The organism is Pantoea sp. X-Soil-TKNS-1280 (assembly GCF_059730475.1).
Window position 1 is genome coordinate 475,598 of record NZ_AP035963.1, and the last position, 26,229, is coordinate 501,826.

Sequence of the window (26,229 nt, forward strand, 5' to 3'; positions counted from 1 at the left end):
AGGAACACGCCTGTGACATATCATATCTTTCAGGAACGATTTTATGTCCGATATTTCTGTTAATGTCTTAGCCTCACCCATGGCCACTTCATCAGAAGCGCTTCATTCTGGAGCGTTATCTCGCCCGGCAATCAATAATCATTCAGTGACCCTCGCGTCAAATACACCATCAGTCATCAACACTCTGGATGCTGACAATACCTCCGAACTGAAAGACATTATCCCCACAACCTTTATCGATTATATGCATAACATTCGGCCCCATGATCAACGCCCCAGAACCTTTCGCGGGCTGGGTTTTGGTTATGATCTTGTCTGTAAACCTGGTGTTTTTTATGAACCGTTAGTATTTAATGGTGACACCTTCTACGACTTAAACTTCCGGGGACATTGCACTAACCACCGCATTGAAATGCATAACTGCGTACTCACAGTAGAAAATGACAAGCTAATTTGGTATGGGTCAAATTTCAAAAAATCCTGTTGGGAAAGCACCATAATTGATGGTTCATATAAAGGACAGCAAAGCATCATCAGAGACTGCGAGTTATCACAGGTTGAAATGGTTGGCTGTAAACTAAAAAACATCCGTATTGTAGATAATGCCTCATGCCAGATAGAACAAACTAATTTTTCCAAAAGCGCCCTGGACAATATAACATTCTCCAACAACCTGAGTGAGCAGTATAGATTCAAGAATGTTAGTTTCAAAGATATTCAAGCAGGAAAATTCGTTCTGCAGAATGTTAATTGCCTGGAGAACGTTGACTTTACCAATGCAAAGATCGATAAACTCTCTCTTCTGGAAGGGACAAAATTAACCGGCGCAATTTTTAGTAGTAACGCATCTGATGTTATCAAACTCGATCCTGAAATGTTTTACGGCATCAACCAGATAGACAGACATCTGGACAGCATTCATAATCCTGATACCGGTGCGTTGTTTTTTAATACACTTGCCACACTTAAAAATAATGCTGTCCGTTGCGCCTTTGCTGAACAACTGGTCGCGATGCTCGATGGGGATAGTTTATTAGCAGAAACATACAGACACTCCACATCGTTAAAACTTTCATTCATTAGGGAGATGACAAATAATTGTTATAAAGACTCCGAAATTATCAAGGATTTTATCGATCGTGAATTATTAAATCACAGCAAAAATGCATTACTTTCAGAGACACCGCATGCAGATCTCTCTGAACTACTCATGAAATTGAAGGAAGAAGCACTACTCGATTATCAGTTCCCGATAAACCAGCTCATCACAGCTCACCCGGAATTACGGGAAAAGTTCTATCAGAAAACGCCAATTAAAGATTTTGTCAGCTTTATAGAAAAAGAAATGATGATAGAAGATGAGGATGCCCCGCATCATATTTTCTATCATCAGGATAATAAGAAAGCCTTATATCTTCCGGCAACCGATTTCAGAGATCTGCTTCGCTCCAGCCAGACACCCGAACGTTATGCCTTATTGTGTTACCAACCCGATGAGAAGAAAATCGTGACGGACATCCCAGCCGTATTTTCGGATCTTAGCAGCGTACTGGAAGATTTCCCTAAACTGCACTCGCTATGGAGCCGTTCCGGCGGCATTATGACACCGGTGATTCGTTTTCTGTTTTCCCATTCTCCCGGCCTTGATAGCCTGCAAAAAAACCGGGCCGCAGAGATTGAAAACCATATGATTTCCCTGCTGATGCGCAAGGTTGATGCATCAACAAAACTCACCAAAGGGGCCGATGAATGTCTGTTAAGCGAGATTCTGGTGCCTTTTTATCTTGCCGAGACGAAAGATGACCGGAACAATGCCAGACAATTGCGTTGGCAACTAATTGAACTGACTCAGCAGCGCCTGGCGCTAAGTCACAAAAAATTCACTGATGATGAGAAAAAAGTCATTGCCTTTATGATCAACATCCGATTACTCACAGAACTTTTTTCCACGCGTTTTTATGCTGAAGAAGAAGAGTCGGCATATGCCCCACGTCAGCTTGCCTGGTGTTTAATTGATGACCTCATGGCTTTCTGGCCAGGCATTATTGATCCTGTTGATGCCGCAGACTGGAAGGAACGCCTGGTCCCAGAATTAAGCAAAACTTATACTTGTTCCTCCATTGTGGCGGATATGATCGCAACCTGTAGAATTAGAGGTGAGCGCGATGCAGAAATTAATAAAGCCATTAAACTCCATTACCCTCTGATTTAATAAATACTTATGTAACCCGTCGCGGCGCGATTTATCGCGCATCTTTTAAAACATCGCGATAAATCGCGCCGCGACGGCAAACAATTAAATAAACGTGAAAATCTCTTCGCGTGGCAGACGTGATTTCGGCAGCCCCGCATTGAAATCTTCTTCGCTACGGTAGCCAAGTGAGACCAGTACCACGCTGGTCAGCCCTTTTTCACGCAGGCCCAGCGCCTGATCGAGCGCGCGTTGGTCAAAACCTTCCATCGGCGTGGCATCAATGCCCAGCATCGCGGCAGCCAGCAGCAGGCCACCCAATGCCAGGTATACCTGTTTTTCCATCCATTGCGGAACATCGCGCTGTTCGTAACGGTGAATATCGACATAGCCGCGGCGGCTCTTATCCTGACCGGCTTTCCCTTCCGGTTTCAGAAAACGACCGTCTTTATCTTCCTGATCCAATACCTTTTGCAGATGGGCTTCGTCCAGGTCGGTACGCATGCACAGCGCGATAACGTGCGAGGCATTCAGCACTTTAGGGCCGTTGTAAACAAAGGGCCCCTGGGTTGATTGCGCGATCAGCTCACGACCTGCGGCGGTAGACGCCACCACAAAGTGCCACGGTTGCGAGTTCACTGAGGAAGGGCTGTTACGCAGCACATTCAGCAGAGTTTCGATCTCGGCATCCGGCAGGCTTTTACCGGAAGCAAAGGCTTTCACAGTGTGGCGACGGACCACAGCATCATTCAGCGTCATGTTTTTCTCCAGAGCAGTAACGGGTAATGTGGCAATACGATATCCGCCTCGCTAACCCACGGGTTAACGATTTGTGTTTCAATACGTTAAAAACCGCTCAGTACAATTTTGCCGCGTGCGCGACCACTCTCAATCAGGGCATGCGCCTTGCGCAGGTTGGCAGCATTGATGGTGCCATGATGCTCACCGGCGGTGGTTTGCAGGGTGCCATCATCAATCAGCGCGCTCACCTGTTGCAGGATGTCATGCTGACGTTGCATATCAGCGGTGTGGAACAGCGAACGGGTAAACATCAGCTCCCAGTGCAGTGAAATCGCTTTACGTTTCAGCGGCACTGCATCCAGCGTTTCGGGGTCATCGATCAGTGCCAGTTTGCCCTGCGGAGCCAGCACATCAATCAACTGCGGATAGTAGCTGTCGGTATGCGTCAGGCTGGCGACATAACGAACGTTACTGATGCCCAGCGCGGTCAGTTGCTCGCCCAGCGGGCGCTGATGATCGATAACATGATGCGCTCCCAGTGAACGCACCCACTCCGCCGTTTCAGCCCGGGATGCCGTACCAATCACCGTCAGGCGAGTGAGCTTACTGGCCAGCTGGGTTAGCATCGAACCCACACCACCGCCTGCGCCAATGATCAACAGCTCAGAATGGTCATCTGCCTCGATTTCAAGACGGTCAAATAACAATTCCCAGGCGGTTAACGCGGTGAGGGGCAGTGCAGCAGCATCCGCATCGCTCAATGACTGTGGCTGATGTGCGGCGATACGCTCATCCACCAACCCATACTCGGCATAGCTGCCGGGGCGGGTGATATCACCGGCGTAATAAACCTTATCCCCTGGCTGAAACAACGTCACCGCCTCGCCCACCGCTTCCACCACGCCCACTGCATCCCAGCCCAGAATGCGCGGTGTATCGGTGGGCGCACCAGCACGAACTTTCGTATCCACCGGGTTAACCGCGATGGCATTGATTTTGACCAGCAGATCGCGGGTGCCTGGTTGCGGTTTGGCAACATCGAGTTCGTACAGGGCATTTTCATCAGAAATCGGTAAACCATTCTGGCTGTAAACAATGGCTTTCATCGGTTGATCCTTATATCTCAAGGGTTTTAGTGAATGACGCTTAGCCTACGCTGCCCTCTCCTTGCGAAAAACGTCACTTGCAGGGGAACACTTTCACTCTTAGAGTGAAAATCTGCTGTCGCTGGAGAAATGAAATGATTCGACTGGAAGATGTGACGTTATTTGTGCGCTCCGCTGCGCTTGGCAGCTTTTCTCGTGCCGCGCGCGAGGCTGACCTGTTGCCAGGCCAGGTCAGTGCTGCGATTCAGCGTCTGGAACGTGAGCTGGATAAACGCTTGTTTGCCCGATCCACCCGCAGCCTGCGTCTCACCGCTGAAGGGGAAAAATACCTGCCCTACGCCCAGGAAATGCTGGCACTGATGCAGGCTGGTGCCGACAGCCTGCAAAGCCATGAAGATGCGTTATCCGGCGAACTGAAAATCGCCCTGCCTTCCGATATCGGACGCAATATCGTGCTGCCGTTGATTACCGAATTTTGCCGTCAGCACCCGGCATTGTCGCTGCGTCTCTCGCTCTCCGATCAAATCAGTGATGTGTTCCGCGATCCGGTGGATATCGCCATTCGCTACGGCAAACTGGATGACAGCAGTTATGTTGCCCTGCCGCTGGCCGAAGATAATCGTCGGGTGCTGGTGGCGTCTCCATCCTGGCTCGATCAGCATGGCCGCCCGGAGACACTGGAGGAGATCGCGCGGCATGATTGTCTGCTGTTTGTCATGAACGGCCATGTCTATGATAAATGGACCTTTCCGCAGGAAGGGATGCGCCGCCAGATTACGGTAAAAAGCCGTATGCTGTGTGACGATGCCGATGTCGCCCGCCGCTGGGCGGTGGCTGGGATGGGAATCGCTTACAAATCCTGGCTTGATGTATATGATGACGTGCAGGAGGGGCGGCTCGAAGTGGTGCTGCCACAGCAGCCTGGCGAAAGCACCCCGCTGCATCTGATCTGCCCGCATCGCAAACAATTTTCTCCGGCCATTCGCGCATTGCATCAGCTGCTGCGTACCCATCTGCGGGCGCTGACTGCGCAGCTTTCGGCATAATTGCCACCAACGCGCGATTTATGTCACAACGTTACACCTGCACCTGATACAGCTGTAACACCGAGACACTTCATCCAAACCATCCATCCTTTAAATTCATACAGTTACCATCATCTTCCGGCTGGCACAGTTTTCGCTATAGCCACGCTGAGCTTCTGCACCGGCCATCTTAAGTGGCAATGGACAGAAATAATGCCAGCCTCAAGGAGAACATAATGAAAGCGGCACGTTGGTATAAAGCACGCGACATTCGCGTCGATGACATTGAAGAACCCCAGGTCACAGCCGGAAAAGTCAAAATCAAAGTCGCATGGACCGGCATCTGCGGCAGCGATCTGCATGAATACATCGCGGGTCCGATCTTCGTCCCGGTAGAAAAACCGCACAAAATCAGCCATGACATTGCGCCGATTGTTCTCGGTCATGAGTTTTCGGGTCAGGTGGTTGAGGTTGGTACCGGTGTCACTAAAGTCAAAGTCGGCGACCGTGTCGTGGTCGAGCCGATTCTCTCCTGCGGCGAATGCCCGGCTTGTCGTGAAGGCAAATACAACCTGTGTGGCGACCTTGGTTTCCACGGCCTGTCCGGTGGTGGTGGTGGTTTTGCCAGCTATACCACAGTGGCAGAACATATGGTGCATCGTATGCCGGACGCCCTCTCCTATGAGCAAGGTGCGCTGGTGGAACCCGCTGCGGTGGCATTGCATGCGGTACGCATGAGCAAACTGAAAGCTGGCGACAAAGCGGCAGTATTTGGTGCCGGTCCGATTGGTTTGCTGGTCATCGAAGCGCTGCGTGCTGCCGGTGCCGCTGAAATCTATGTGGTGGAACTGTCACCGCAACGTGCTGAGAAAGCACGCGAACTGGGTGCCAAAGTGGTCATCGATCCGAGCAAAGAAGATGCCGTAGCGAAGATCCGTGAGCTGAGCGATGGCGGCGTTGATGTGGCCTATGAAGTGACCGGCGTACCGGTGGTGCTGAAGCAGTGTATCGACAGCACTAACTACGAAGGCGAAACCGTTATCGTGTCGATCTGGGAAGGTGAAGCGGCGTTCCACCCAAACAAAGTGGTACTGAGCGAACGTACCATTAAAGGCATTATCGCCTATCGCCATATTTTCCCGGCGGTGATGGAGTTGATGGTGCAGGGTTATTTCCAGGCGGACAAACTGGTGACCAAACGCATCGAACTGGCCGATCTGGTCGAGCAGGGTTTTGAGGCGCTGGTGAAAGAAAAACAGCAGGTCAAAATTCTGGTACGTCCACCACAGTGATATTAATCGGGCCAGCCAGGCTGGCCCGCCTTTAATGCCGCTCCGGCAGCTGAATTGCGTATCTTTGCAAACGTCGGTACAACGTCATGCGGCTGATGCCGAGCTGGCGTGCGGCTTCACTCATATTCCAATGCACTGCGCGGAGCTGCTGAATCAGTTGCCCCGCCTCGCTTTGCGTCTGATCGGGCTGCTGTGCCACCGCCTGAAGGGTATCGGGCAAGTCGCCCGGCAGAATGATCCCTGCCTCACACATCGCCAGTGCATACTGCAACGCATGATTTAACTCGCGCAGGTTACCCGGCCAGCGGTGATTGACCAGCTGATGACGCGCGCGATCGCTGAGTTGTGCCCGCTCCGCCAGCAGCGTATCAATCAGCCAGTTAATATCCGTACGTTCCCGCAGCGGCGGCAACATGATGCAGGCCCCCTGGAGACGATAGAGCAAATCTTCACGGAACAACCCCTGGGCCACACGCTGCGCCAGCGCATGGTGCGAAGCGGAGATCACGCGGATATCCACCTTCTGCGGCTGACGTGCACCAATCGGCAGCACTTCCTGCTCGGCCAGCACTCGCAGCAGACGCGTCTGCATCTCCAGCGGCATATCCCCTATTTCATCGAGGAACAGTGTGCCGCCATGCGCCGCCTGAATCAGCCCGCTGCGCGCTTTGCTACCCGCACCAGAAAAACTTCCCGGCAGATGGCCAAACAACTCGCTTTCAATCAGGCTGGCCGGAATTGCCGCGCAGTTCACCGCGATAAAGGGACCGTGGCGGCGGGTGCTGGCCTGATGAAAAGCACGGGCAAAATACTCTTTCCCACTGCCGGTCTCCCCCTGCACCAGCAAATGCAGCGGGGCGTCCACCAGACGCGTTGCGCGACGTAATTGCTGCGCCAGTTGCGCATCACCACCGGTTAACGCCGCCAGTTCAGGCGCTATCGTGACATTCTTCGTCGCAGGGGAGGATGCGACAACCCGTGCTGGCGCGAGGGTGTGCGCATAGAAACGTTGTTGCCCGTGGATATCGTCCAGTTGCTGCGTTTGCAACAGTTGCTCCAGTGAAAGATCAAACAGCGCTGAAACCGATGATCCTGCGGGCAATTGTCCGGCACCCAGCCAGCGTCGGGCTGCTGGATTCAACCCTACCAGTTGCCCGTTACCGTCAAACGCCAGTAAGAATTCTGGCTGCACATCCGCCCATGCCGGATTACGGCTGAGTTTCAGCACCCAATCGTGACGATGACGATGCAACAACCAGGCGTTCTCGATTTGCTGCGCCTGCTGCCGCGCCAGCTGCATCACCAGATGCTGGCTGGCACGCGGTTGAGGGGAAGAAAGCGCGGAAATATCCAGCACCGCCTGGAGTTGGCCCTGTGAATCGAACAGCGGCACCGCGCTACAGGTCAGCGGAATGTGGGTGGCATCAAAATGTTCTGCCTGATGGATGGTGATGGCTTCCCCGGTCGCGAGGGCGGTGCCGACGGCGCAGGTGCCGGAAAGCGCTTCTGACCACTGCGCACCCAGGAACAATCCGGCGCGACGCAAGCTGATTTCTGCGTTGGCATCGCCAAGATAATCCACCGCCACACCCTGCGCATCGGCCAGCAGTAAAATGTAACCGGCAGGCGCAATCTGTTGATACAACTTTTCCAGGCCATGCTGTGCCACAAAGCGCAGCTCTTCCAGTTGCTGACGATGCTCACGCAGCTGATGGGCGGGTAAGATACGTGCTTCCTGCATCCGACTGGGATCGAGACCGTGCCGGGTAACGCAGCGCAACCAGGAGGCCTGCACCGTATTATCCTGCGGATTTAGCACATTGGCGGCGGTCGCTTTTTCGACGCTGCTAACCACATTGGCGATATGCTCGCGCTGGCTCAGATTCACAGTCCCTCTCCTTCCTGGTGCCTTGGTTAAGTGGAATCACAGCATAGCGAATTAACACCTAATTAACAGATCCGGCATGGAAAAATGTCGCGTCTGACGATATAACCCTAAATCTGGACTTATTCGGCCACAGAGGAAATTATGGCGCTTTCTCACGAACTGATTTTGATCTACACCACCTATTTTGTTGCCACGGCCAGCCCCGGTCCGAGCAACATGGCGATTATGGGTACGGCGATGAAGCAAGGGCGCGGTTCTGCGCTGGCACTGGCGGGTGGGGTGATTGGCGGTTCGATGCTATGGGCGTTGCTGGCAGCCTGCGGCGTTCTTACCGTTCTGGCAACCTTTGCTCAACTGCTGGTGGTATTAAAAATCGGTGGTGGCCTGTATCTGTTGTGGCTGGCGAGTAAAGCAGGCAGATCGGCCTTGCGTAAACCAGATGCACCGGAATTTGCGCAGCACAGTGGCACGCCTGCGCAGTACGGCAGAATGTTTCGCCAGGGTTTGCTGATGCATGTGGGCAATCCAAAAGCGATTCTGACCTGGGTAGCAATTATGTCAGTGGCGCTGAAGCCAGAAGCGGCTGCATCAACCCTGCCGATGATCATCGCCGGGTGCGCTGGAATTTGCGTGTTGGTTTTCTGTGGATACGCGCTGCTGTTTTCCACCGCGCCGATGGCGACGTTCTATCGCAAAATCAGACGCGGACTGGATGCGCTGCTGGCCTGTTGCTTTGCCATTGCCGGGCTAAAATTAGTCTTCAGCCGTCACTGAGTCGCATTTCGTAGCGGCGCGATACATTGCGCCGCTACGACGTCCTGCTAACTTTGCTGCAATCAGGAATTATCAGGTTTGCTCGCTGCTGTTTCGCTAAACGCCGGTTTCTGTTTGCTGACCGAATAAACCACGTTTTTCGCGCTGTTCGGGTCCGTCGTCACGTCAACAGACTGAATGGTCACTCGGCCAAAGCCAAACAGCGTCTGAACGTAGCCACCCACCTTATGTTTACCCGCCGCAACATGAACCTGCTTTTCTTCACCTTTCGTCAGCAGACCCGCATCCTGGCCATCCACCGTTACATAGATGGCAGAGCCGTCATCGGTACGCGTGACTTCGTGAGTGATATTGATTACCGTCGGGCCTTGATCAAACGGCGATGCCATGTTGTTGTTCTCAATCGGAGCCGGGGTGGCAGCGGTGACAGCAGCCGTAGTATCAGCAGCATGACGGGCACAACCGGTAAGCAATGTTGCGGCCATCAGGCCAGCCAGCGTGTAACGTGAGAGCATCGTGACGAAAAACCTTTTTCTGAAAGATAAAGGCGTATTTTAACGCGCGGCTATCAGTGATGACAGTCACACAATTCCAGTATTATCTGAATTCCGCCCCCGTTCAGCCCCTGCGCCGCACGCAATGCAAAAAAGGCGGCGATTTTACCGCCGCCTGGGGAGTCAGCAACAGGTTATTGCAACGAATACCTTGCCATCGGAGCCACCTGCTGGATTAAGCCATTGGCTTTCATATATGCAGCAAAAGCCTGATAGCGTTGCGTATCGAGCATTGCGCTATGGCTGGCGAAATACGGCAACGTTGCCTGCCACGCCTGATGATTAAGCGGTGTGTTCAGCTCAGGATATTGCTTAATAAAGGCCTGCCAGGCCTGTTGCGGATGGGCACGCAGCCAGGCGACACCGGCATCCAGACCGCGTAAAAAGGCTGGAATGCGTTTGTCCTGCGCCGCCGTTTTCTGGTTTGCCAGGATGATCAATTCGTCGTAAACCGGGACACCAAAATCTTCCGGCTTAAATACCACCGGATTCGCGCCCTTATTTTTCAGGTCGAGCAACTCATAGTTGCGATACACCGTCATCGCCCCATCAATTTTGTGCGTCAGTAGCGCAGACTCCGCATCCATATTCAGGTTAATCAGTTTGACTGAGTCCACATCAACACCCTGGGATTTCAGCATGTTACGAATTGCCACATCTTCAAAGCCCGGAATGGCATAACCGAGCGATTTCCCGGCAAAATCCTTCAGCGAGTGAATGTCCGGAGACACCGTGGTCAGGGTATTCAGCGGCTGATTGATCAACGTACCCACGCGGATGACCGGCACGTCTTTATCCACCAGCGTGTACAGCTGCGGTTGATAGCTGATAGCAAGATCAGCCTTGCCCGCCGCCAGCAGCAAGGGTACGGAGGCCGAATCAGCGGGGGCGATCATCTCCACATCCAGCCCTTCTTTTTTAAACGCGCCGCTGTATTGCGCGGCAAAAATGGCCGCATGGTTAGGGTTCACAAACCAATCGAGCAGCAGACGAACCTTTTCATTGGCCTGGGCGACGCTGGTGGTTGCCAGCAACAGCAAGGCGGTGACCGCAGTACGTAGGGTGTTCAAAGTGCATCCTTAGGTTAAGTGCCAGAGAGTTTTCTTGCGTATCAGGGCGACGCTACCGGACAGCAACAACGCCAGAATCAGTAACAACAACAACGCGGCAAAGCTGGTGGCGGTTTCCAGCCGGGCATTGGACTGCATCATCAGGTAGCCCAGTCCTTCGCTCGCGCCAACCCATTCGCCAATCACCACACCAATCGGTGCCAGCACCACCGCCATCTGCAGGCCGGAAAAGAACTGCGGCAGCGCGGCCGGCCAGCGTACCTGCCAGAAGAGACGAAGACGCGATGAGTTGAGGGTCTGTGCCAGCTCCAGCCAGCCCGGCGGAGTGCGACACAGGCCGTCAAACAGCGACAGACACAGCGGGAAGAACAGGATCAACGCCGCCACCACGACTTTGGACGCGATGCCAAACCCCAGCCACAGCACCAGCAGCGGGGCCAGCGCAAACACCGGAATCGCCTGGCTGGCAGTGACCAGCGGAAATAACAAACGGCGCAATGTCGTGCTGGCGGCCATCAGCACTGCCAATACCACCCCCGCACCGACGCCCAGCAGCAACGCCAGCACAATCTCCGCCAGCGTGTACAGCATGTGATGCCATAACAGTTGACGGTGTACCCACAGGGCTTCCAGCACCGCCTCAGGTGAAGGCAGCAGAAATTTGGGCACACCGCTGCGCAGCGCCAGCAACCAGCCGCACAGCAACACTGCCAGCAGATAAACGGCGCTAAACAGATTCTTTTTCATCTTGATTCAGTCGGGTAAAAAGATGGCCCTGCGCCAGCAACAGGCCGGGATCGTCAATCGGACGAGGTACCTGCCCGTCTGGCACCGACCAGCGTTCAATATGCAACGGCTGCCCACTGAGCAGCAGAATGTCATCGGCCATGCGGCAGGCTTCCAGCGGATCGTGCGTCACCAGCAGCACGGTTTTGCCTTGTAACAGGGTCGCGGTCAGGGTTTGCAAGCTGAGTTTGGTCATCACGTCGAGGGTGGCAAAAGGTTCATCCATCAGCACCACATCCCGTTGCGCGTAAAGGGTGCGAGCCAAAGCCACACGCTGACGCATGCCGCCCGACAGGGTATCAGGACGGGCATTGGCGACCTGTGCCAGTTTCACCTGCTCCAGCAGATGCCGTGCCCGCTCCGGTTCGGGTTTGTCGCCTTTCAGACGCGCCGCCAGCATCACGTTGTCCAGCACCGATAACCACGGAAAGAGCAAATCCTGTTGCCCCATCCAGGCCACACTGGCCGCAACGCCACTGATGCGCCCCTGCTGTGGCTGGAGCAAGCCCGCCACCAGCCGCAGCAGCGTGCTTTTACCGATACCACTGCGTCCCAGCATCACCGTGGTTTTACCGCCACGCAGCCGCAGATTCATCTGCTGGCACAACGGCTGTGCTCCCCAGCTAAAGCCAAGATCGTGCAGCGTGATATCCTGGCTCATGATCGATTCGCTGCCAGAATGGCCAGCTGCGCACAACCGCGCTGCGCCAGCGTCGTGGCGGCCTGCGCCGCACGAATACCGCTGGCGCAAACCAGCACAATGCGTTGGCCTTGCGGGGGTTGCCATGCGTCAAGCTGTTGCGGCAGGATACGCTGCGCCCATGCCGCCACACTGACTGGTGCTTCTTCGCGGCTGCGCAGTTCTACTATGCAGTCCTCCGCCGTGAGTAGCTGCGTATCAATAAACGGCACCCAGGGTTGATCCGGCTCCGCAGCACGATCAAAACGGAACTGGCGAAAGTGCCAGTGCACAAAATCACAGTTCACCAGACAACCGAGCGGTGAAGGTTCCAGGCCAAGCAATACGCTCAGCGCCATTTGCGCCTGCATCGCGCCCAGTGTCGCCACTGCTGGCCCCATCACCCCGGCGGTATTGCAGTTCGCGCCGCTGGTGGGTAACTGCGGGAACACCGCACGATAGCTGGGGGCTGCGCCGCAAAATCCCCCCACATAGCCCTGACGCCCCAGGACCGAAGCGCTGATCAGCGGTATCCCCGCCGGATAACAGGCATCCGATAACTGATAAGTGACGGCAAAGTTATCTGCCGCATCGATAACCAGATCGATGTTGCTAAGTGCCTGCTGCACATTGCTGGCCGTCAGCGGCTGCGGCACCGGTTCCACCTGCACCTGTGGATTTCGCCGCAGCAGCGCACGCTGGGCGCTGGCGACTTTCGATTGCTGCACATCCTGCATATCAAACAACGTCTGCCGATGCAGATTATGCAGCGCCACCGTATCGTCGTCATACAAGCGGATAAAACCCACGCCCGCGCCCACCAGCAGCGGCAGCAGCGTCGAACCCAATCCACCTGCTCCCACCACCAGCACCCGCGCCCCGGCCAGTCGCTGCTGACCCTGCTCACCAATCTCCGGCAACATCGTCTGACGTTGATAGCGATCCATAGGGACTCTCCTCAGCAAAGATTCGCCAGACCAAAAACCGGGGTCGAAGGCACCGCCATATCGCGTTTTTCCATCAACCCGCCGTCGCGCGCCGCTTTCCCGGCCTCAATGGCCTGGCGGAACGCCGTCGCCATCAGCACCGGATCGCCCGCTTTTGCCACCGCGGTATTCAGCAAAACGGCATCAAAACCCAGCTCCATCGCCTGCGCTGCCTGTGATGGTGCACCAATGCCCGCGTCAATAATCAGCGGGATGTCGGTAAACCAGGCACGCATCGCCCGCAAACCATCAATATTGCGCAGCCCCTGACCGGAACCGATAGGCGCGCCCCACGGCATCAGCACTTCGCAGCCTGCTTCCAGCAGTTTTTCGCCGACAATCAGGTCTTCCGTGGTATAGGGGAAGACCTGGAAACCCTCGGCGCACAGAATGCGCGCCGCTTCTACCAGCGCAAAAGGATCCGGTTGCAGCGTATCGGCATGGCCGATCACCTCCAGCTTGATCCACGGCGTGTTAAATAATTCCCGCGCCATATGCGCGGTGGTCACCGCCTCCTGCACCGTATGGCAACCGGCGGTATTCGGCAGCACGCGCCTATCCAGCTGCGCCAGCAATTCACGAAATGCCGCACCGGCGACGCCTTCACGCCGCAGGCTGACGGTGATGATTTCACTGCCCGAGGCGACAATCGCCTGTTGCAGAATCGCCGGGGAGGGATAACCTGCCGTGCCCAGTAAAAAACGTGATTGTGGTTCAAAGTCGTAAAACATGATTTAGCCTCCCTGCATCGGTGATAACACTTCCAGCTGACATCCTTCTTCCAGCAGCTGGCTGTCGTACTGTGTTCTGGGCACAAACATGCCGTTAAACGCCGTGGCGACGCAGGCAGCATCAATGTGCTGCTCACGTAGCAACTCGCTCAGGGTGCTGGCGGCAGTCAGCACCTGGCGACCATTAAGCTGAATTTTCATAACGATGTTCCTCAGACAGACGCTGCATCAGCTGTTCCGCCATCAGCGGTGCCAGCAGGAAACCATGGCGATACATGCCGTTCAGATAAAAAGTGTCATTTTGATAGTGGATTTCCGGCAGGTTGGCCGGATACGCCGGGCGCAGACCGCTGGCGTTTTCGATAATGCGGGCTTCGGCTAACGCCGGATGAAGGGTATAAGCCGCACTGAGGAGTTCCATCATGGCACGTGCGCTGATGGCGCTGGCATCATGGCTCTCCACCATAGTGGCACCGAGCATAAAATGGCCGCCACGGCGGGGCACCAGATAGCAGGGAAAACGCGGATGCAGCAGACGAATCGGGCGTGAGAACTGCACCTCATCGCTGTGCAAAATCAGCATTTCACCGCGTACCGCGCGCAGACGCGGCAGCTCAGAGGCAGCGTGGATGCCTCGGCAATCAATCACTTGCCCGGAGGCTTTGCCGCTGTGAAACGTCACCCCACGCTGCTGTAATTTTTCACGCATCTCAGCCAGCGCCAGACGCGGATCAAGATGGGCTTCCTGGGAGAAAAATAAACCCCGCGCGAAACGACCGGCCAGTGCCGGTTCCACTGCGGCCGGGTCCACCCATTGATGCTGTTCCGTCATGCGGGCAAAACGGTTCAGCTCCTGGCTATCACGCATGGGTGCCACCACCAGCGTACCCTGATGTTCGACGCTGCTGACCCGTTGCTGCCACCACGCGGCGGCATGCTGACCAAGATCAATCACCGCACGCGGCGCACTTTCGGCTTCACACCAGGGCGCAAGCATACCGCCCGCGAACCAGGATGCCGGAGTACGGCTTGCATCGACAATCACTTCGATCTGCTCACCGCGTTCCGCTAACAGGGTAGCCACGCACAGGCCCGTCACACCGCCGCCAATCACCGACCAGCGACTCATAACGGACATTCTGGAAAAGAAACAGGAAATTGCATATCGGCCTCTCAGTCATTGCACTGAGACCCGGATACAGGAGAAGGGAAATAGCATACGTTGCACGAAAACGCCCCGCTGCCAGACAGCCTGCGATGCAGGTTGTCAGTCTTCCTACGCCAGTATCAACTGGGTCAGGTTCAAAGGGTCGCTAAGCCGCGCAATGCGCTTTTAGCCTCTCAGTCTCTCTGGCGAGACTCCCCCGACGCGTCTATTTGTATTGTAGTCGTCTGACTTCGTCAAGCATCAGCACCGCAACAAAGCCTAACCTTTCAAAATCTCCTGTTTCAGCATCATGCGCTTTTCTCCACGATTGCCTGGTATGCTCTCAAGATCTGGATTAATAGAAACAACGTCTGGCAGGAAAATTATGTGTGCTGATTCAGTGATTTCCGCCATCCTGGTGTGCGTATTTGGCGTGATTATTTTGTGGTGTGTCTTACGCCCGTGAAAGGGCAGGAAGTCGCGGGGATGGTAATGGGTTTGCTGCTACCACTAAAGGGAGGCACTCAGGCCTCCCCTTCTCTGCTTAACGCTGTGGGTGATTCACTTCCAGCGGACGCAGGTCAAACAACAGCACTTCCGCGTCTTTACCGTTGGCGAATTGCAGCGCGGTTTCGTTACGCACACGCGCACCGTCACCTTCGTTGAACACCACACCGTTCACCTCAATGCTGCCGCGTGCCACATGGATGTAGGCGTAGCGATCGGCATCCAGCGTAAAGGTCTGCTGTTCTGCACCGGTAAACAATCCGGCATAGATACGGATGTCCTGACGCACGCTCAGTGAACCTTCATCACCCTGCGGGGAAACAATCAGACGCAGCTGACCACGTTTGTCGTTTTCCGCCACCGATACCTGCTGGTAACCTGGCTGCGTGCCGCGTTCTGCCGGAACGATCCAGATTTGCAGGAAGTGGACGTTGTCCGCTTTCGAGTGGTTAAACTCGCTGTGCGTTACGCCGCTACCGGCACTCATCAGCTGCACATCACCGGGGACAATCACCGAACCGGTGCCCATGGAATCTTTATGCTCCAGCGCACCTTCCAGCACATAGGAGATGATTTCCATGTTGCTGTGCGGGTGGGCACCAAAACCCCGTCCCGGCGCAACACGGTCATCGTTAATCACCAGCAAATCGGAGAAACCGGTTTGTTTCGGATCCCAGTAGTTGGCAAAAGAAAACGTGTGGCGTGAGTTCAACCAGCCGTGGTCACCGAGGCCGCGCTGGGCTGACAGTCTTTGTTCAATCATGATCTGCTCCTCAAATTTGTTGGCGGAAGACAATATTGCTTCCTGATGTGACTCAGTATACGTAAACTGAATCGCCCAACAATGTGTTGCATTGACAATGACCGTCACCAATAAGTGGACAATATGCAGATAGACGACCTCCGCATTTATGTCGCCGTGATTAAAGCCGGCAACTTTACCGCCGCCGCAGAACAGCTGCTGCTTTCCAAACAATATGTCAGCCGCCGCATCGCCGCGCTGGAAGAAACGCTCGGCGCACGCCTGCTCAATCGCAACACGCGTAAGTTATCAGTGACGGATAACGGCCAACTGTTTGCCCGCCATGCACAGCGCATTCTTGATGATGTGCAGGAAGCAGAGCTTGCCGTGTCAGGACGCCGCCAGGTTTTACAGGGCAGTTTTCGTCTCAGCGTGCCGATGTCGTTCGGCATCAGCCATCTGTCGCCGTTTATCGCGGAATTTCTTAGCCTGCATCCGGCGCTGCAATTCCAGGTCGAACTGGCGGACCGTTATGTCGATATGATTGGCGAAGGCTTCGATATGGCGATTCGTATCGGCACATTGCCCGACTCAACGCTGATCGCCAAAAAACTGGGGGAGTTCCGCCGGGTGATCTGCGCCAGCCCCAGCTACCTGCAAGGGGCCGATGCCCCGCGTCACCCCGAAGATTTGCTTGATCATGCCTGCCTGCGCTACGGTCGCGAAAGCCAGACCGGCTGGGAGCTCTTTCAGGGGGAAAAACGTGAGGTGATTAACGTGCAGGGACCGATGGTCAGCAATAACGGTGAAATGCTGCGCGATGCAGCAATTGCCGGGCTGGGGTTGATCCTGCTACCGGAATTTATCGTTGCCCCCGCCCTCGCCAGTGGTGACCTGATCACCGTGCTGGATGACTGGCACCCCTCCTCGCTCAGCCTGAATGCGCTCTATCCGCAGCATCGCCAGCGCAGCGAGGTCAACCGGGTGTTTATGGCGTTTCTGCAACAGAAGCTGGCGTAGCGGCACAGTTAACAAATGGTGTTGCGATCACCGCGGTGCTGAGCCAGCTTCAGGATGCAAAGAGATATCTTTAGACACCGCTTCTCCAGCCAGCAACGCCGCTCCGAGCATGCCGCCATGATGGGCAAAGGCTCCCGGCACCACTAATGGCTGAGCACTGCGTCGTAACACATAACCTTGCACCGCCGCATCCAGCACCGCGATCAGTGGTGACACCGAAGCCAGGCCGCCCCCCACCACCACCACTGAAGCCCCGGTGAGATTGATGCAGTACGCCAGCGGCTGGCTGACCAACTGTAGCCAGGCGCTGATGGTTTGTCCGGCCAGTGCCTCCTGACGTTGCCAGCGCGCAATAATGTCGAGGCTGCTGGCGGATTCGTTATGCAAAGTGCGATGCAGATTTTCCATGCCACGCGCACCACCGTAGCTATCGAGGCAGCCTCGTTGTCCACACGGACAGCGCTGGCGCGGCAGCCGTCGCCATTCACCGTCAATCTCAACTTCCGTCAGTGTAATCGGGCCATGCCCCCATTCGCCGGTTAACCCATTTTGTCCGATGATAATGCGGCCATTCGCCACCAGGCCGCCGCCGACGCCAGAACCGAGGATCGCGCCAAACACCACCCTGTGGCCCCGTCCCGCCCCGACCAGCGCTTCGGCATAAGTAAAGCAGTCCGCATCGTTATGGACGATCACTTCACGTTGTAGTTCGTCAGCCAGTTCTCGTGCCAGGTTGCGCTGATGGAAGGCCGGAATATTGCTGGCAAAGGTCTCACCGCTATCTGGTGCCACAATCCCGGCGGTGGAAATCGCTACCGGGCTGCTGGCGCTAAAATGCTGCTGATGCTGGTCGATCATCGTTCGGATTAACCGCGTGAACTCAGGCCAGGACGTGGTTGGCATGTTTTCCTGCCCGAGCAGAGCCAATTCCCCGTTGCCCGTCGCCATCCCCAATTTGATAAATGAACCACCTAAATCGAAACAGATCACCGCAGGTTGCTGTGTATTCATAAACGCTTATCCATCACATCGCGTAAGCCGTCACCCAGCACGTTAAAGCCAAGTACGGTAATCAGAATGGCCAGGCCAGGGAAAAGGGAGACGTAAATGTTGAGTCCGAGGAAGTTGCGTCCATCGCTCATCATAGTGCCCCACTCCGGCATCGGGGGCTGCACCCCCAGCCCGAGGAATGACAGGCTGGCAGCCGATAACACCACCGCACCAGCCGTCAGGGTTGATTGCACAATCAGCGGACCGATCGCGTTGCGCAAAATATAGTGGGTGATAATGCGCGGATAACGCACCCCCAGCATATGCGCCGCTTCGATGTACTCCATATTTTTCAGCCCCAGCGTCAGATTGCGGCTGAGACGGGCATAAACCGGGATGGAGAATAACGAGATGGCGATCAGCATATTGGTCAGCCCTTCGCCGAGTACACTGACAATCAGAATCGCCAGTACGATACCCGGAAAGGCAAAAATCACGTCCATCATCCACATGATCGCCGCGTCGATTTTGCGCCCCGCCAGACCCGAAATGATACCGAGCGGAATGCCAATCACCATCGAAATCGCCACGCTCAGGCACACTTCAAATAACGAGATACGCGCCCCATAGATCACGCGCGCGAAGATATCACGGCCATAATCGTCAGTGCCAAACCAGTGCGCGGCGGAGGGTGCCTGTAAGGTATTCAGTAAATCCTGTTCGATCGGGTCCCAATGGGTAATCAGCGGGGCCAGCAGTGCCGCCAGCACCACCAGCAGCACCAATCCACCGCCAATGGCAATCGACGGATATGCCGCCAGGAAACGCAACAGCTGCCTGCTGCGCGATCGGCGCGACACCAGGGAAGTTTCGATGCTGTTCATCAGTCGAACCTTATTTTTGGATTCAGCAAGCCGATGAGAATTTCCCCCACCAGATTCATCAGCACCACACCGGTGACGGCCACCAGGGTGATACCCTGAATCACCGGGTAGTCACGATAGCGCACCGAATCCACCAGCAAACGACCAATGCCCGGCCAGTTGAATACCGATTCCGTCACCACCGCACCGCCAATCAGGCTGCCGAAATTCAGCGCCACAATGGTCACAATCGGGATCAGGGCGTTGCGTAACGCGTGTTTCCAGTGGATGCTGCGCGCCGACAACCCCTTAGCCCTGGCAGTGCGAATGTAGTCCTGACTTAATACATCCAGCATGCTGGAACGCGTCATGCGGGCGATCATCGCCATCGGCAAAATCGCCAGCGTCACGGTGGGCATGATGTAATTACGCCACGAATCGGCTCCCAGCAGCGGTAACCAGCCGAGCTGTACCGCAAAATAGTTCATCGCCAGCAGCGCCAGCCAGAAGTTGGCAATCGACGCTCCGGCAATGGTCAGCACCATCACCACCTGATCCGGAATGCGCTGGCGATAAATCGCCCCGGTCATCCCGGCGGGTACGCCAATAGCTATCGCCAGCAGGTAAGCCAGTGCCGCCAGCGATAAGGTATAAGGCAGCCGTTCACTGATTTCGCTGATCACCGGACGTTGCGACTGCAAAGACATCCCCAGATTGCCGTGCAGCGCTTCCGCTGCAAACTTCACATATTGCAGCGGCAGCGGCTGGTCAAGACCCAGACGGATGCGCATGTTATCCACCGCTTCCTGCGGTGCTTCCGGCCCCGCCATCAGGCGTGCCGGATCGCCCGGCAGCGCACGGATGGCGATAAAAACGATGATGGACACCCCGAATATAATCAACGGCAGTGAAAGCACCTTTTTCGCGACATACGCTTTCATAGCAACTCGCCTGGGTTATTTTTTGACGGCATCCCGCACCACTAACTGACCACCCGGCTGCATGGTCACGCCGCTGATATTTTTCCGCGCTGCATACAGGTCATCCTGGTAGAACAGCAGCACCTGCGGTGCCAGCGCGCTGATGCGTTTCTGCGCGTCGAAGTAGAGAGCTTTGCGTTTGGCATCATCCATGGTGGAGGCGGCAGTATCGATCAGATCATCGGTTTGCTTATCGCTAAAGAAACCAAGGTTGGCACCACCCGGCGCGAAGCTGCTGGTGTGGTACAGCGGGCGCAGTTGCAGGTCAGAACCGTACAGGCCGGATGACCATGAAGCCAGCACCGCATCAGTGCCCTGCGAGGCTTTCTCTTTTGCATCGGCGAAGGCCGCTTTGGTCCAGACACCACTTTCCATCTGACGCACATTCAGCTTCACGCCAATTTTGCTCCACATGCCCTGCAACACCTGCGCAGTGCGGGCATCCGGTGCCTGCACCGCAATCGACATGGCAAAGCCATCGGCATAACCCGCCGCTTTCAGCAGGTCTTTAGCTTTCTGCAGATCAAAGGGATAGTCATGCAGGCTTTTATCGTAATTCACATCAACCGGTGCCAGCGCCGAGTTGGCGGGCTGGGCATAACCAAACATCACTGCCTTGCTCAGCGCCTGCTGATCGGTGGCGAAGTTCAGCGCCTGACGCACGCGGACATCGCTCAACGCTTTACTTTGCGTATTAAGATCAACCCAGAACACCGCCGCACCCGGCGATTGTTTCAGATTGATGTTGGGATTGTTTTTTAACATGCCAGCGAATTGTGGTGGCACCGGGTTAATAATATCGACCTGGCCGGATTGCAGCGCCATATTCATCACCGAAGGCTCACTGCTCCACGTCCATTTTATTTCATCCGGCCCGGATGATTTACCCCAGTAATCCGCGTTCTTTTGTTCCAGCACGTATTCGCCGGATTTATATTGCACCAGCTTATAAGGCCCGGTGCCATCCGCTTTATTATTGATGCTGCCATCTTTATCCGCTTTGGGGCTGACCATTAATCCCGGCCCCGACGCCAGTACCGTCAAAAATGCCGGGTTTATTTTTTTCAGCTGAAATTCCACCGTCAGATCGTCTTTTTTCTTCACGTCCTGAACAAAGGTGCGGATTTTACCGCTGGCGGCCAGGCCGCGTTTGGTATCGAGATGGCGTTGAAAGTTTTCCACCACTGCATCGGCGTTAAAGGGCGTGCCATCATGGAATTTTACGTTGGGGCGCAGTTTAAAAGTCCAGTTCAGCCCGCTGGCATCGCTACTCCAGGAGAGCGCCAGCGCCGGAACTGCCTTGCCATCATCACCCAGCCGCGTCAGGCCTTCATACATCGGGTCCAGCACCGTACCAGTAAAGGTGGCGGTCTGATTACCCGGATCCATGCTGCGTGGCGGTTCGTTCTGCATAATAACCAGTTGGCTGGCAAACGCAGAGGCGCTGGCAAATAGCGACATCATGCAGCCCGCGAGAGTAATAACCCTGAAACGCTTAAGTGTGCTTTCCATGAAGGCCCTCAGATACGATTGGTGAATTATCCAGGCCATATAAGGCACAACTCCCAAACAAAAGCCAATAGGTTAGTTCATATATTTTACTTATATCTCGATCCAGGTTCAGAAAATTAACTAAATGCCGTTGTATTTGTTCCTGTGACTTATTATTGTCGGTGAAACAGTGCTTTGATCGCAGGACTCTTAATGCTCAATGCTCATCAGCAACAAATCATTCGTCTGCTTATTGCCTCACATGGCATGAGCCGCACGGCTATTGCGCAGAAGATGAAAATGAGTAAAGCGGCCATTAGCACCCTGATTAAAGAGATGCTCAATGCCGGTTTGCTGGAAGAAAGTATTCCTGAAGCCACCGGGCAGGGTCGCCCTTCCGTGTTATTAAAAATGCGCGCCGATAGCGCTTATTTTCTCGGCGCGTCGTTGCTCGGTGAACAAATCACCCTGGTGTTGATCGATATGCATGGGCACGTGCTGGCAAGCAGCGTGCTGCCCCTGAGTCTCGACCCGCAACAACTCACCCAGGCCATTGCCGCAGCCATCCCCCCGCTGGTACAGAGCAAGGGTATCTCACCGGATCAACTGATTGGCCTTGGCGTTACGCTTTCCGGCTTTGTCGATGAACACCAGGCAGTCTGCGTGCAGTCAGCCCTGCTCGGCTGGAAAAATGTCGCGCTGGCGGAGATGCTGAAGCAGACAACCGGGCTGGAGGTGTCGCTGGAAAATGATGCCAAAGCCCTGGCGGTGAGTGAGAAGATCTTCGGGCTGGCGAAGAAAGTTCGCAACTTCACTCTGATTTCGCACAGCGATGGCATCGGTTCGGCGCACTTTTTTCAGGGGCAACTGCATCGCGGTGCTCACGGTGGTGCCGGAGAAATTGCCCATTGCACCATTGAGCCCGGCGGCCACCCCTGTCGCTGCGGTAAACGCGGCTGTCTCGACACGCTGGCATCCTTAACGGCCATCCGCGAAAACATGCGCGAGAAAGCGCTCGATGCCGTAACCCTGGCGGAGCTGGAAAATCTGGCGGTGAAAGGTAGCAGTGCGGCAATTGCCATTCTGCACCGCGCGGGTAATGCGCTCGGCCTTGCCATTGCCAATATCATTCAGATGAACGACCCGGAATTGATCGTGATTGCCCATCATCCCGGCGCGTTTGATGGCTTGCTAAAAACCGTGGTGATGCAGGCCATTGATGCCAATGTCCTACCTTCCATCATGGGTAAGACGCCGATTTCGACCATCGTTCTCAGCGACGAAAGCTGGGCCAGAGCCGCTGCCAGTGTGGCGGCCTATCGTTTTTTAATTCATTTACCCGAGTAACGGAGGCGGCAATGCGCATTGCTTTTGGTGGTATTCATACTGAGTGCAGTACCTATAACCCGGTGCTGAATTATGCTGACGACTTCCGTATTCTGCGCGGCGATGAACTCACGGCGAGTCCTTATTTTGCCTTTCTTGCCGATTACGATGCCCTCTTCCTGCCGACCTTTCATGCCCGCGCCATCGCTGGTGGTCCGGTCGCACGCGTCACTTACGACGATTTTAAGCAGGATTTCTTAAGCCGACTGGCGACGTTGTTGCCCGTAGATGGCGTGTACCTGGCGATGCACGGCGCGGTCTACGTTGAAGGAATGGAAGACGCCGAGGGTGACTGGATTGCCGCCACCCGTGAGCTGGTTGGTGACGATTGCCCGATCAGCGTCAGCTATGATCTGCACGGTAACGTCACGCAACGCATCATCGATGCAATCGATATGTTCTCCACCTACCGCACTGCGCCGCATATCGATGTGGAGGAAACCATGCGTCGCTCAGTCGCGATGCTGGTGAAAAGCCTGCACAGCGGCGTGAAACCTGGCGTTGTCTGGGCACCGATTCCGGTGGTGTTGCCTGGCGAACGCACCAGTACCGAAGATGAACCGGCGAAAAGCCTGTATGCCCACCTGCCCGCCATTAACGCGATCGATCATATCTGGGATGCCTCACTGATGGTGGGTTACGTCTGGGCCGATGAACCGCGCGCGACGGCGGCAGCCATCATGACGGGTACCGATGCCGATGTGCTGGCTGAACAGGCGGCAAAACTGGCGCTGGCGTACTGGCAAGCCCGAGAACAATTCAGCTTTGGTTGTGTCACCGGCAGCACTGAGGAGTGTGTACGGATGGCGATGGCCAGCCCTACCCATCCGGTGATTCTGGCGGATTCCGGTGATAACCCCACCGGAGGCGGTGTTGGCGACCGCGGCGATATGCTGGCCGAGTTGATTCGCCAGGGTGCGCAGGGGGTGATTGTCGCCGGTATTACGGATAAACCGGCGACCGACGCGGCTTTTGCTGCCGGAGTCGGCGCAACGCTGCCATTGACTATCGGCGCGACGCTTGATCCGGCAGGTGGCAAGGCCAGTGCGCAATTTGTGGTGACTAACCTGGTGGATGACGCACGATCCGTCGCGAAACAGGCGCTGCTGCAAACGGGTGGCATTACCGTGGTGGTCGCTGACAGACGTCGTCCCTACCATAATCTGGCGGATTTTGCGCTGCTGGGGCTGGATCCGGCCACCGCCAATATTGTGGTAGTAAAATCCGGTTATCTGTCCCCCGAACTGGCACCGCTGGCCAATCCTAACCTGATGGCGCTATCAGAAGGCGTGGTCGATCAGTATGTGGAACGTCTGGTCCGCAAGCGTAAGACTCAGCCTGCTTATCCGTTTGATACCGATTTTGATTTCCTGCCGGTAAGCACCCTGTCCGCACGCTTTATGGCAGAGCCGCAGCCATGAAGACACAGGAACCGATGCTGCGTATAGAAAATCTGTCCGTGGCGTTTCGCCACGAGGATGACTGGCGCGAAGTGGTGCATAACGTCTCATTTGACATTCACGCTGGCGAAACGCTGGCGATTGTCGGTGAATCCGGCTCCGGTAAAAGCGTTACGTCTATGGCGATCATGCGCCTGCTGAATACCCGTCATACACGCATCACCGGTAAGGTGCTACTCAACGGCAGTGATTTGCTGCTGCTGAGCGAAGCCGCCATGCGCGATATTCGCGGCAATGCCGTGGCGATGATTTTTCAGGAGCCGATGACCAGCCTGAATCCTTCATTCACCATCGGTCATCAGATTGCCGAGGTGCTGACCACACACCGGAAAATTTCGTCGCGAGACGCCAGAGAAGCAACGATTCGTTTGCTGGAAAAGGTACGCATCCCCAACGCCGCGAAACGCTTTGATGACTATCCACACCATTTTTCGGGTGGGATGCGTCAGCGGGTGATGATCGCGATGGCGCTGGCGTTAAGACCCAAACTGCTGATTGCCGATGAGCCCACCACAGCGCTGGATGTCACCATTCAGGGACAGATTCTTGATCTGATTAAAACCCTGCAGGAAGAAGAAGGCACTGCGGTGCTGTTTATCACGCACGATATGGGCGTGGTGGCCGAAGTTTCAGACCGAACGCTGGTGATGTATCAGGGCGATGTCGTGGAGACCGGCACCACCGCCGCCATTTTCTCCGCCCCGTCGGCGGAATATACACGCACGCTGATTGCCACCGTCCCTCAGCTCGGGGCGATGCGCGGTATCGCGGGACCCCGTAAATTTTCGGATCCTCACTCGCCTTGTGCGATGCCGCGCTTGTCGGCGCAACCGTTGCTGTCGGTAAAAAATCTCACTACCCGTTTCAGTATTCATGAGGGACTGTTTAGTCGCAAAACCGGTGCGGTCCACGCGGTGGAAAATATCTCTTTCGACCTGATGCCAGGTGAAACCCTGTCGCTGGTGGGTGAATCAGGCTGTGGTAAATCCACCACCGGTCGCTCCCTCACCCGTCTGACCCGCGCCGCATCCGGTCAGGTAGAGTTTGACGGTTATGATGTGCTCAGTCTCGGCCCGGACGAATTACGCAAACTGCGTTGCGCAATGCAGATGATTTTTCAGGATCCCTTCGCCAGCCTGAACCCACGCATGTCAGTGCAGGAAGCGCTGACCGAGCCCTTTTTGCAGCATCGGTTGGGCAGCAAAGCCCAGGCAATACAAAAAGCCGCTGAACTGATGGAGCGTGTGGGGTTGTCGGCAACGATGCTGAAAAGATATCCGCACGAATTTTCCGGCGGCCAGCGGCAGCGTATCTGCATCGCGCGTGCGTTAATGCTCGATCCGAAAATGATCATTGCCGACGAATCGGTTTCAGCGCTGGACGTGACGGTGAAAGCGCAAATCATTAACCTGCTGCTCGATTTACAGCAAAACCTGGGCTTGTCGTATCTGTTTATTTCTCACGATATGGCGGTGGTGGAACGCATCAGCCATCGGGTGGCAGTGATGCTGTTGGGTGAGATTGTCGAGATTGGCCCGCGCGCGGCAATTTTTGAAAACCCGCAGCATGATTACACCCGTAAGCTGCTCTCCTCGGTGCCGGTACCGGATCCGGCACGCCGCCAGCTCAGACGACATATGGAGGTCAGCGAGCTGAAAAGCCCGGTCCGGCCACTGGGTTATGTGCCGGAAACACGTCGCTATCGCGAAGTCAGCGCCGGGCATTGGGTGATGGATCAGTAAATCGCACGGATCCGTAGCGGCGCGATTTATCGCGCATTCCCGTGCGCCGTGCCGGGAAAATACGTTACGTTATAAGGA

The 26,229-nt window shown here is 55.4% G+C and carries 24 protein-coding genes and 1 riboswitch; of the genes, 8 read left to right on the forward strand and 16 right to left on the reverse strand.

The annotated features are described in order from the left end of the window. The first annotated feature begins 43 nt into the window (after positions 1-43). Positions 44-2,212 carry a hypothetical protein gene (locus AC6I8X_RS22160; RefSeq protein ID WP_497841131.1) on the forward strand — a complete coding sequence of 723 codons (2,169 nt, stop codon included), beginning with the start codon at positions 44-46 and terminating at the stop codon, positions 2,210-2,212. 84 nt (positions 2,213-2,296) lie between these two features. Here the strand turns inward: AC6I8X_RS22160 and nfsB are convergent, their stop codons facing one another. Beyond that, entirely contained in the window at positions 2,297-2,950 is a 654-nt protein-coding gene (nfsB, locus tag AC6I8X_RS22165) for an oxygen-insensitive NAD(P)H nitroreductase (protein ID WP_313684475.1), read from the reverse strand. Positions 2,951-3,036: 86 nt separating this feature from the next. Beyond that, positions 3,037-4,038, reverse strand: coding sequence for a zinc-binding alcohol dehydrogenase family protein (locus AC6I8X_RS22170; RefSeq protein WP_497841132.1), 1,002 nt, complete (start codon positions 4,036-4,038; stop codon positions 3,037-3,039). Between the two features lie 134 nt (positions 4,039-4,172). Between AC6I8X_RS22170 and AC6I8X_RS22175 the strand changes: the two genes are divergently transcribed. Both AC6I8X_RS22175 and AC6I8X_RS22180 read left to right on the forward strand, forming a co-directional pair. Next, complete coding sequence (locus AC6I8X_RS22175) at positions 4,173-5,084, forward strand: LysR family transcriptional regulator (protein WP_497841133.1); 912 nt, start codon at positions 4,173-4,175, stop codon at positions 5,082-5,084. A 215-nt stretch (positions 5,085-5,299) separates the two neighbouring features. Continuing rightward, positions 5,300-6,355 (forward strand): 2,3-butanediol dehydrogenase, encoded by a 1,056-nt coding sequence (locus AC6I8X_RS22180; RefSeq protein ID WP_313683769.1) that lies wholly within the window; start codon positions 5,300-5,302, stop codon positions 6,353-6,355. 31 nt (positions 6,356-6,386) lie between these two features. On the opposite strand, the gene AC6I8X_RS22185 is transcribed toward AC6I8X_RS22180, so the two are convergent. Next, a complete protein-coding gene (locus tag AC6I8X_RS22185) occupies positions 6,387-8,243 on the reverse strand; it encodes a sigma-54-dependent Fis family transcriptional regulator (RefSeq protein WP_497841134.1) in 1,857 nt (618 codons plus the stop codon). Between the two features lie 141 nt (positions 8,244-8,384). Between AC6I8X_RS22185 and AC6I8X_RS22190 the strand changes: the two genes are divergently transcribed. Beyond that, a complete protein-coding gene (locus tag AC6I8X_RS22190; protein ID WP_313683767.1) occupies positions 8,385-9,017 on the forward strand; it encodes a LysE family translocator in 633 nt (210 codons plus the stop codon). A gap of 62 nt (positions 9,018-9,079) precedes the next feature. On the opposite strand, the gene AC6I8X_RS22195 is transcribed toward AC6I8X_RS22190, so the two are convergent. The 9 genes from AC6I8X_RS22195 to AC6I8X_RS22235 all read right to left on the reverse strand — a co-directional run bounded on the left by AC6I8X_RS22195 (position 9,080) and on the right by AC6I8X_RS22235 (position 16,240). Continuing rightward, positions 9,080-9,532 carry a hypothetical protein gene (locus AC6I8X_RS22195; protein ID WP_497841135.1) on the reverse strand — a complete coding sequence of 151 codons (453 nt, stop codon included), beginning with the start codon at positions 9,530-9,532 and terminating at the stop codon, positions 9,080-9,082. A gap of 173 nt (positions 9,533-9,705) precedes the next feature. After that, positions 9,706-10,641, reverse strand: coding sequence for an ABC transporter substrate-binding protein (locus tag AC6I8X_RS22200; RefSeq protein ID WP_497841136.1), 936 nt, complete (start codon positions 10,639-10,641; stop codon positions 9,706-9,708). Positions 10,642-10,650: 9 nt separating this feature from the next. Next, positions 10,651-11,388, reverse strand: coding sequence for an ABC transporter permease (locus tag AC6I8X_RS22205; protein WP_497841137.1), 738 nt, complete (start codon positions 11,386-11,388; stop codon positions 10,651-10,653). Further along, entirely contained in the window at positions 11,369-12,088 is a 720-nt protein-coding gene (locus AC6I8X_RS22210) for an ABC transporter ATP-binding protein (protein WP_497841138.1), read from the reverse strand. Before AC6I8X_RS22210 ends, AC6I8X_RS22205 begins: the two co-directional genes overlap by 20 nt. After that, on the reverse strand, positions 12,085-13,053 hold the full coding sequence (locus AC6I8X_RS22215) for a HesA/MoeB/ThiF family protein (RefSeq protein ID WP_497841139.1): 969 nt from the start codon (positions 13,051-13,053) through the stop codon (positions 12,085-12,087). Before AC6I8X_RS22215 ends, AC6I8X_RS22210 begins: the two co-directional genes overlap by 4 nt. 11 nt (positions 13,054-13,064) lie before the next feature. Continuing rightward, the gene (locus AC6I8X_RS22220) at positions 13,065-13,823 is read right to left on the reverse strand and encodes a thiazole synthase (RefSeq protein WP_497841140.1); all 759 of its coding nucleotides are present in this window, start codon (positions 13,821-13,823) and stop codon (positions 13,065-13,067) included. A gap of 3 nt (positions 13,824-13,826) precedes the next feature. Then, positions 13,827-14,024, reverse strand: coding sequence for a sulfur carrier protein ThiS (thiS, locus tag AC6I8X_RS22225; RefSeq protein WP_497841141.1), 198 nt, complete (start codon positions 14,022-14,024; stop codon positions 13,827-13,829). After that, positions 14,008-14,952: an FAD-dependent oxidoreductase gene (locus AC6I8X_RS22230; RefSeq protein WP_313683760.1), complete on the reverse strand. Its 945-nt coding sequence runs from the start codon at positions 14,950-14,952 to the stop codon at positions 14,008-14,010. The genes thiS and AC6I8X_RS22230 overlap by 17 nt, the downstream gene beginning before the upstream one ends. 127 nt (positions 14,953-15,079) lie before the next feature. Continuing rightward, a riboswitch (TPP riboswitch) is annotated at positions 15,080-15,199 on the reverse strand. A 315-nt stretch (positions 15,200-15,514) separates the two neighbouring features. Then, positions 15,515-16,240 (reverse strand): pirin family protein, encoded by a 726-nt coding sequence (locus AC6I8X_RS22235; protein WP_497841142.1) that lies wholly within the window; start codon positions 16,238-16,240, stop codon positions 15,515-15,517. A 123-nt stretch (positions 16,241-16,363) separates the two neighbouring features. On the opposite strand from AC6I8X_RS22235, the gene AC6I8X_RS22240 reads away from it, so the two are divergent. Beyond that, entirely contained in the window at positions 16,364-17,239 is an 876-nt protein-coding gene (locus AC6I8X_RS22240) for a LysR family transcriptional regulator (protein ID WP_313686724.1), read from the forward strand. A gap of 27 nt (positions 17,240-17,266) precedes the next feature. On the opposite strand, the gene AC6I8X_RS22245 is transcribed toward AC6I8X_RS22240, so the two are convergent. Genes AC6I8X_RS22245 through AC6I8X_RS22260 form a run of 4 tightly spaced genes read right to left on the reverse strand, consistent with a single transcriptional unit; the run spans position 17,267 to position 21,584 of the window. Continuing rightward, positions 17,267-18,250, reverse strand: a complete 984-nt coding sequence (locus tag AC6I8X_RS22245) for an ROK family protein (RefSeq protein ID WP_497841143.1) — start codon at positions 18,248-18,250, stop codon at positions 17,267-17,269. Then, complete coding sequence (locus AC6I8X_RS22250) at positions 18,247-19,113, reverse strand: ABC transporter permease (protein ID WP_299450676.1); 867 nt, start codon at positions 19,111-19,113, stop codon at positions 18,247-18,249. The genes AC6I8X_RS22245 and AC6I8X_RS22250 overlap by 4 nt, the downstream gene beginning before the upstream one ends. Further along, the gene (locus AC6I8X_RS22255; protein WP_497841144.1) at positions 19,113-20,033 is read right to left on the reverse strand and encodes an ABC transporter permease; all 921 of its coding nucleotides are present in this window, start codon (positions 20,031-20,033) and stop codon (positions 19,113-19,115) included. Before AC6I8X_RS22255 ends, AC6I8X_RS22250 begins: the two co-directional genes overlap by 1 nt. 15 nt (positions 20,034-20,048) lie before the next feature. Beyond that, entirely contained in the window at positions 20,049-21,584 is a 1,536-nt protein-coding gene (locus tag AC6I8X_RS22260) for an ABC transporter substrate-binding protein (RefSeq protein WP_416413554.1), read from the reverse strand. Between the two features lie 192 nt (positions 21,585-21,776). On the opposite strand from AC6I8X_RS22260, the gene AC6I8X_RS22265 reads away from it, so the two are divergent. The 3 genes from AC6I8X_RS22265 to AC6I8X_RS22275 are packed head-to-tail and all read left to right on the forward strand — an operon-like array spanning position 21,777 to position 26,151. After that, entirely contained in the window at positions 21,777-22,910 is a 1,134-nt protein-coding gene (locus AC6I8X_RS22265) for an ROK family protein (protein ID WP_497841145.1), read from the forward strand. An 11-nt stretch (positions 22,911-22,921) separates the two neighbouring features. Further along, positions 22,922-24,370, forward strand: coding sequence for a M81 family metallopeptidase (locus AC6I8X_RS22270; protein ID WP_497841146.1), 1,449 nt, complete (start codon positions 22,922-22,924; stop codon positions 24,368-24,370). Next, positions 24,367-26,151, forward strand: a complete 1,785-nt coding sequence (locus tag AC6I8X_RS22275) for an ABC transporter ATP-binding protein (protein WP_497841147.1) — start codon at positions 24,367-24,369, stop codon at positions 26,149-26,151. Before AC6I8X_RS22270 ends, AC6I8X_RS22275 begins: the two co-directional genes overlap by 4 nt. Positions 26,152-26,229: the final 78 nt, after the last annotated feature.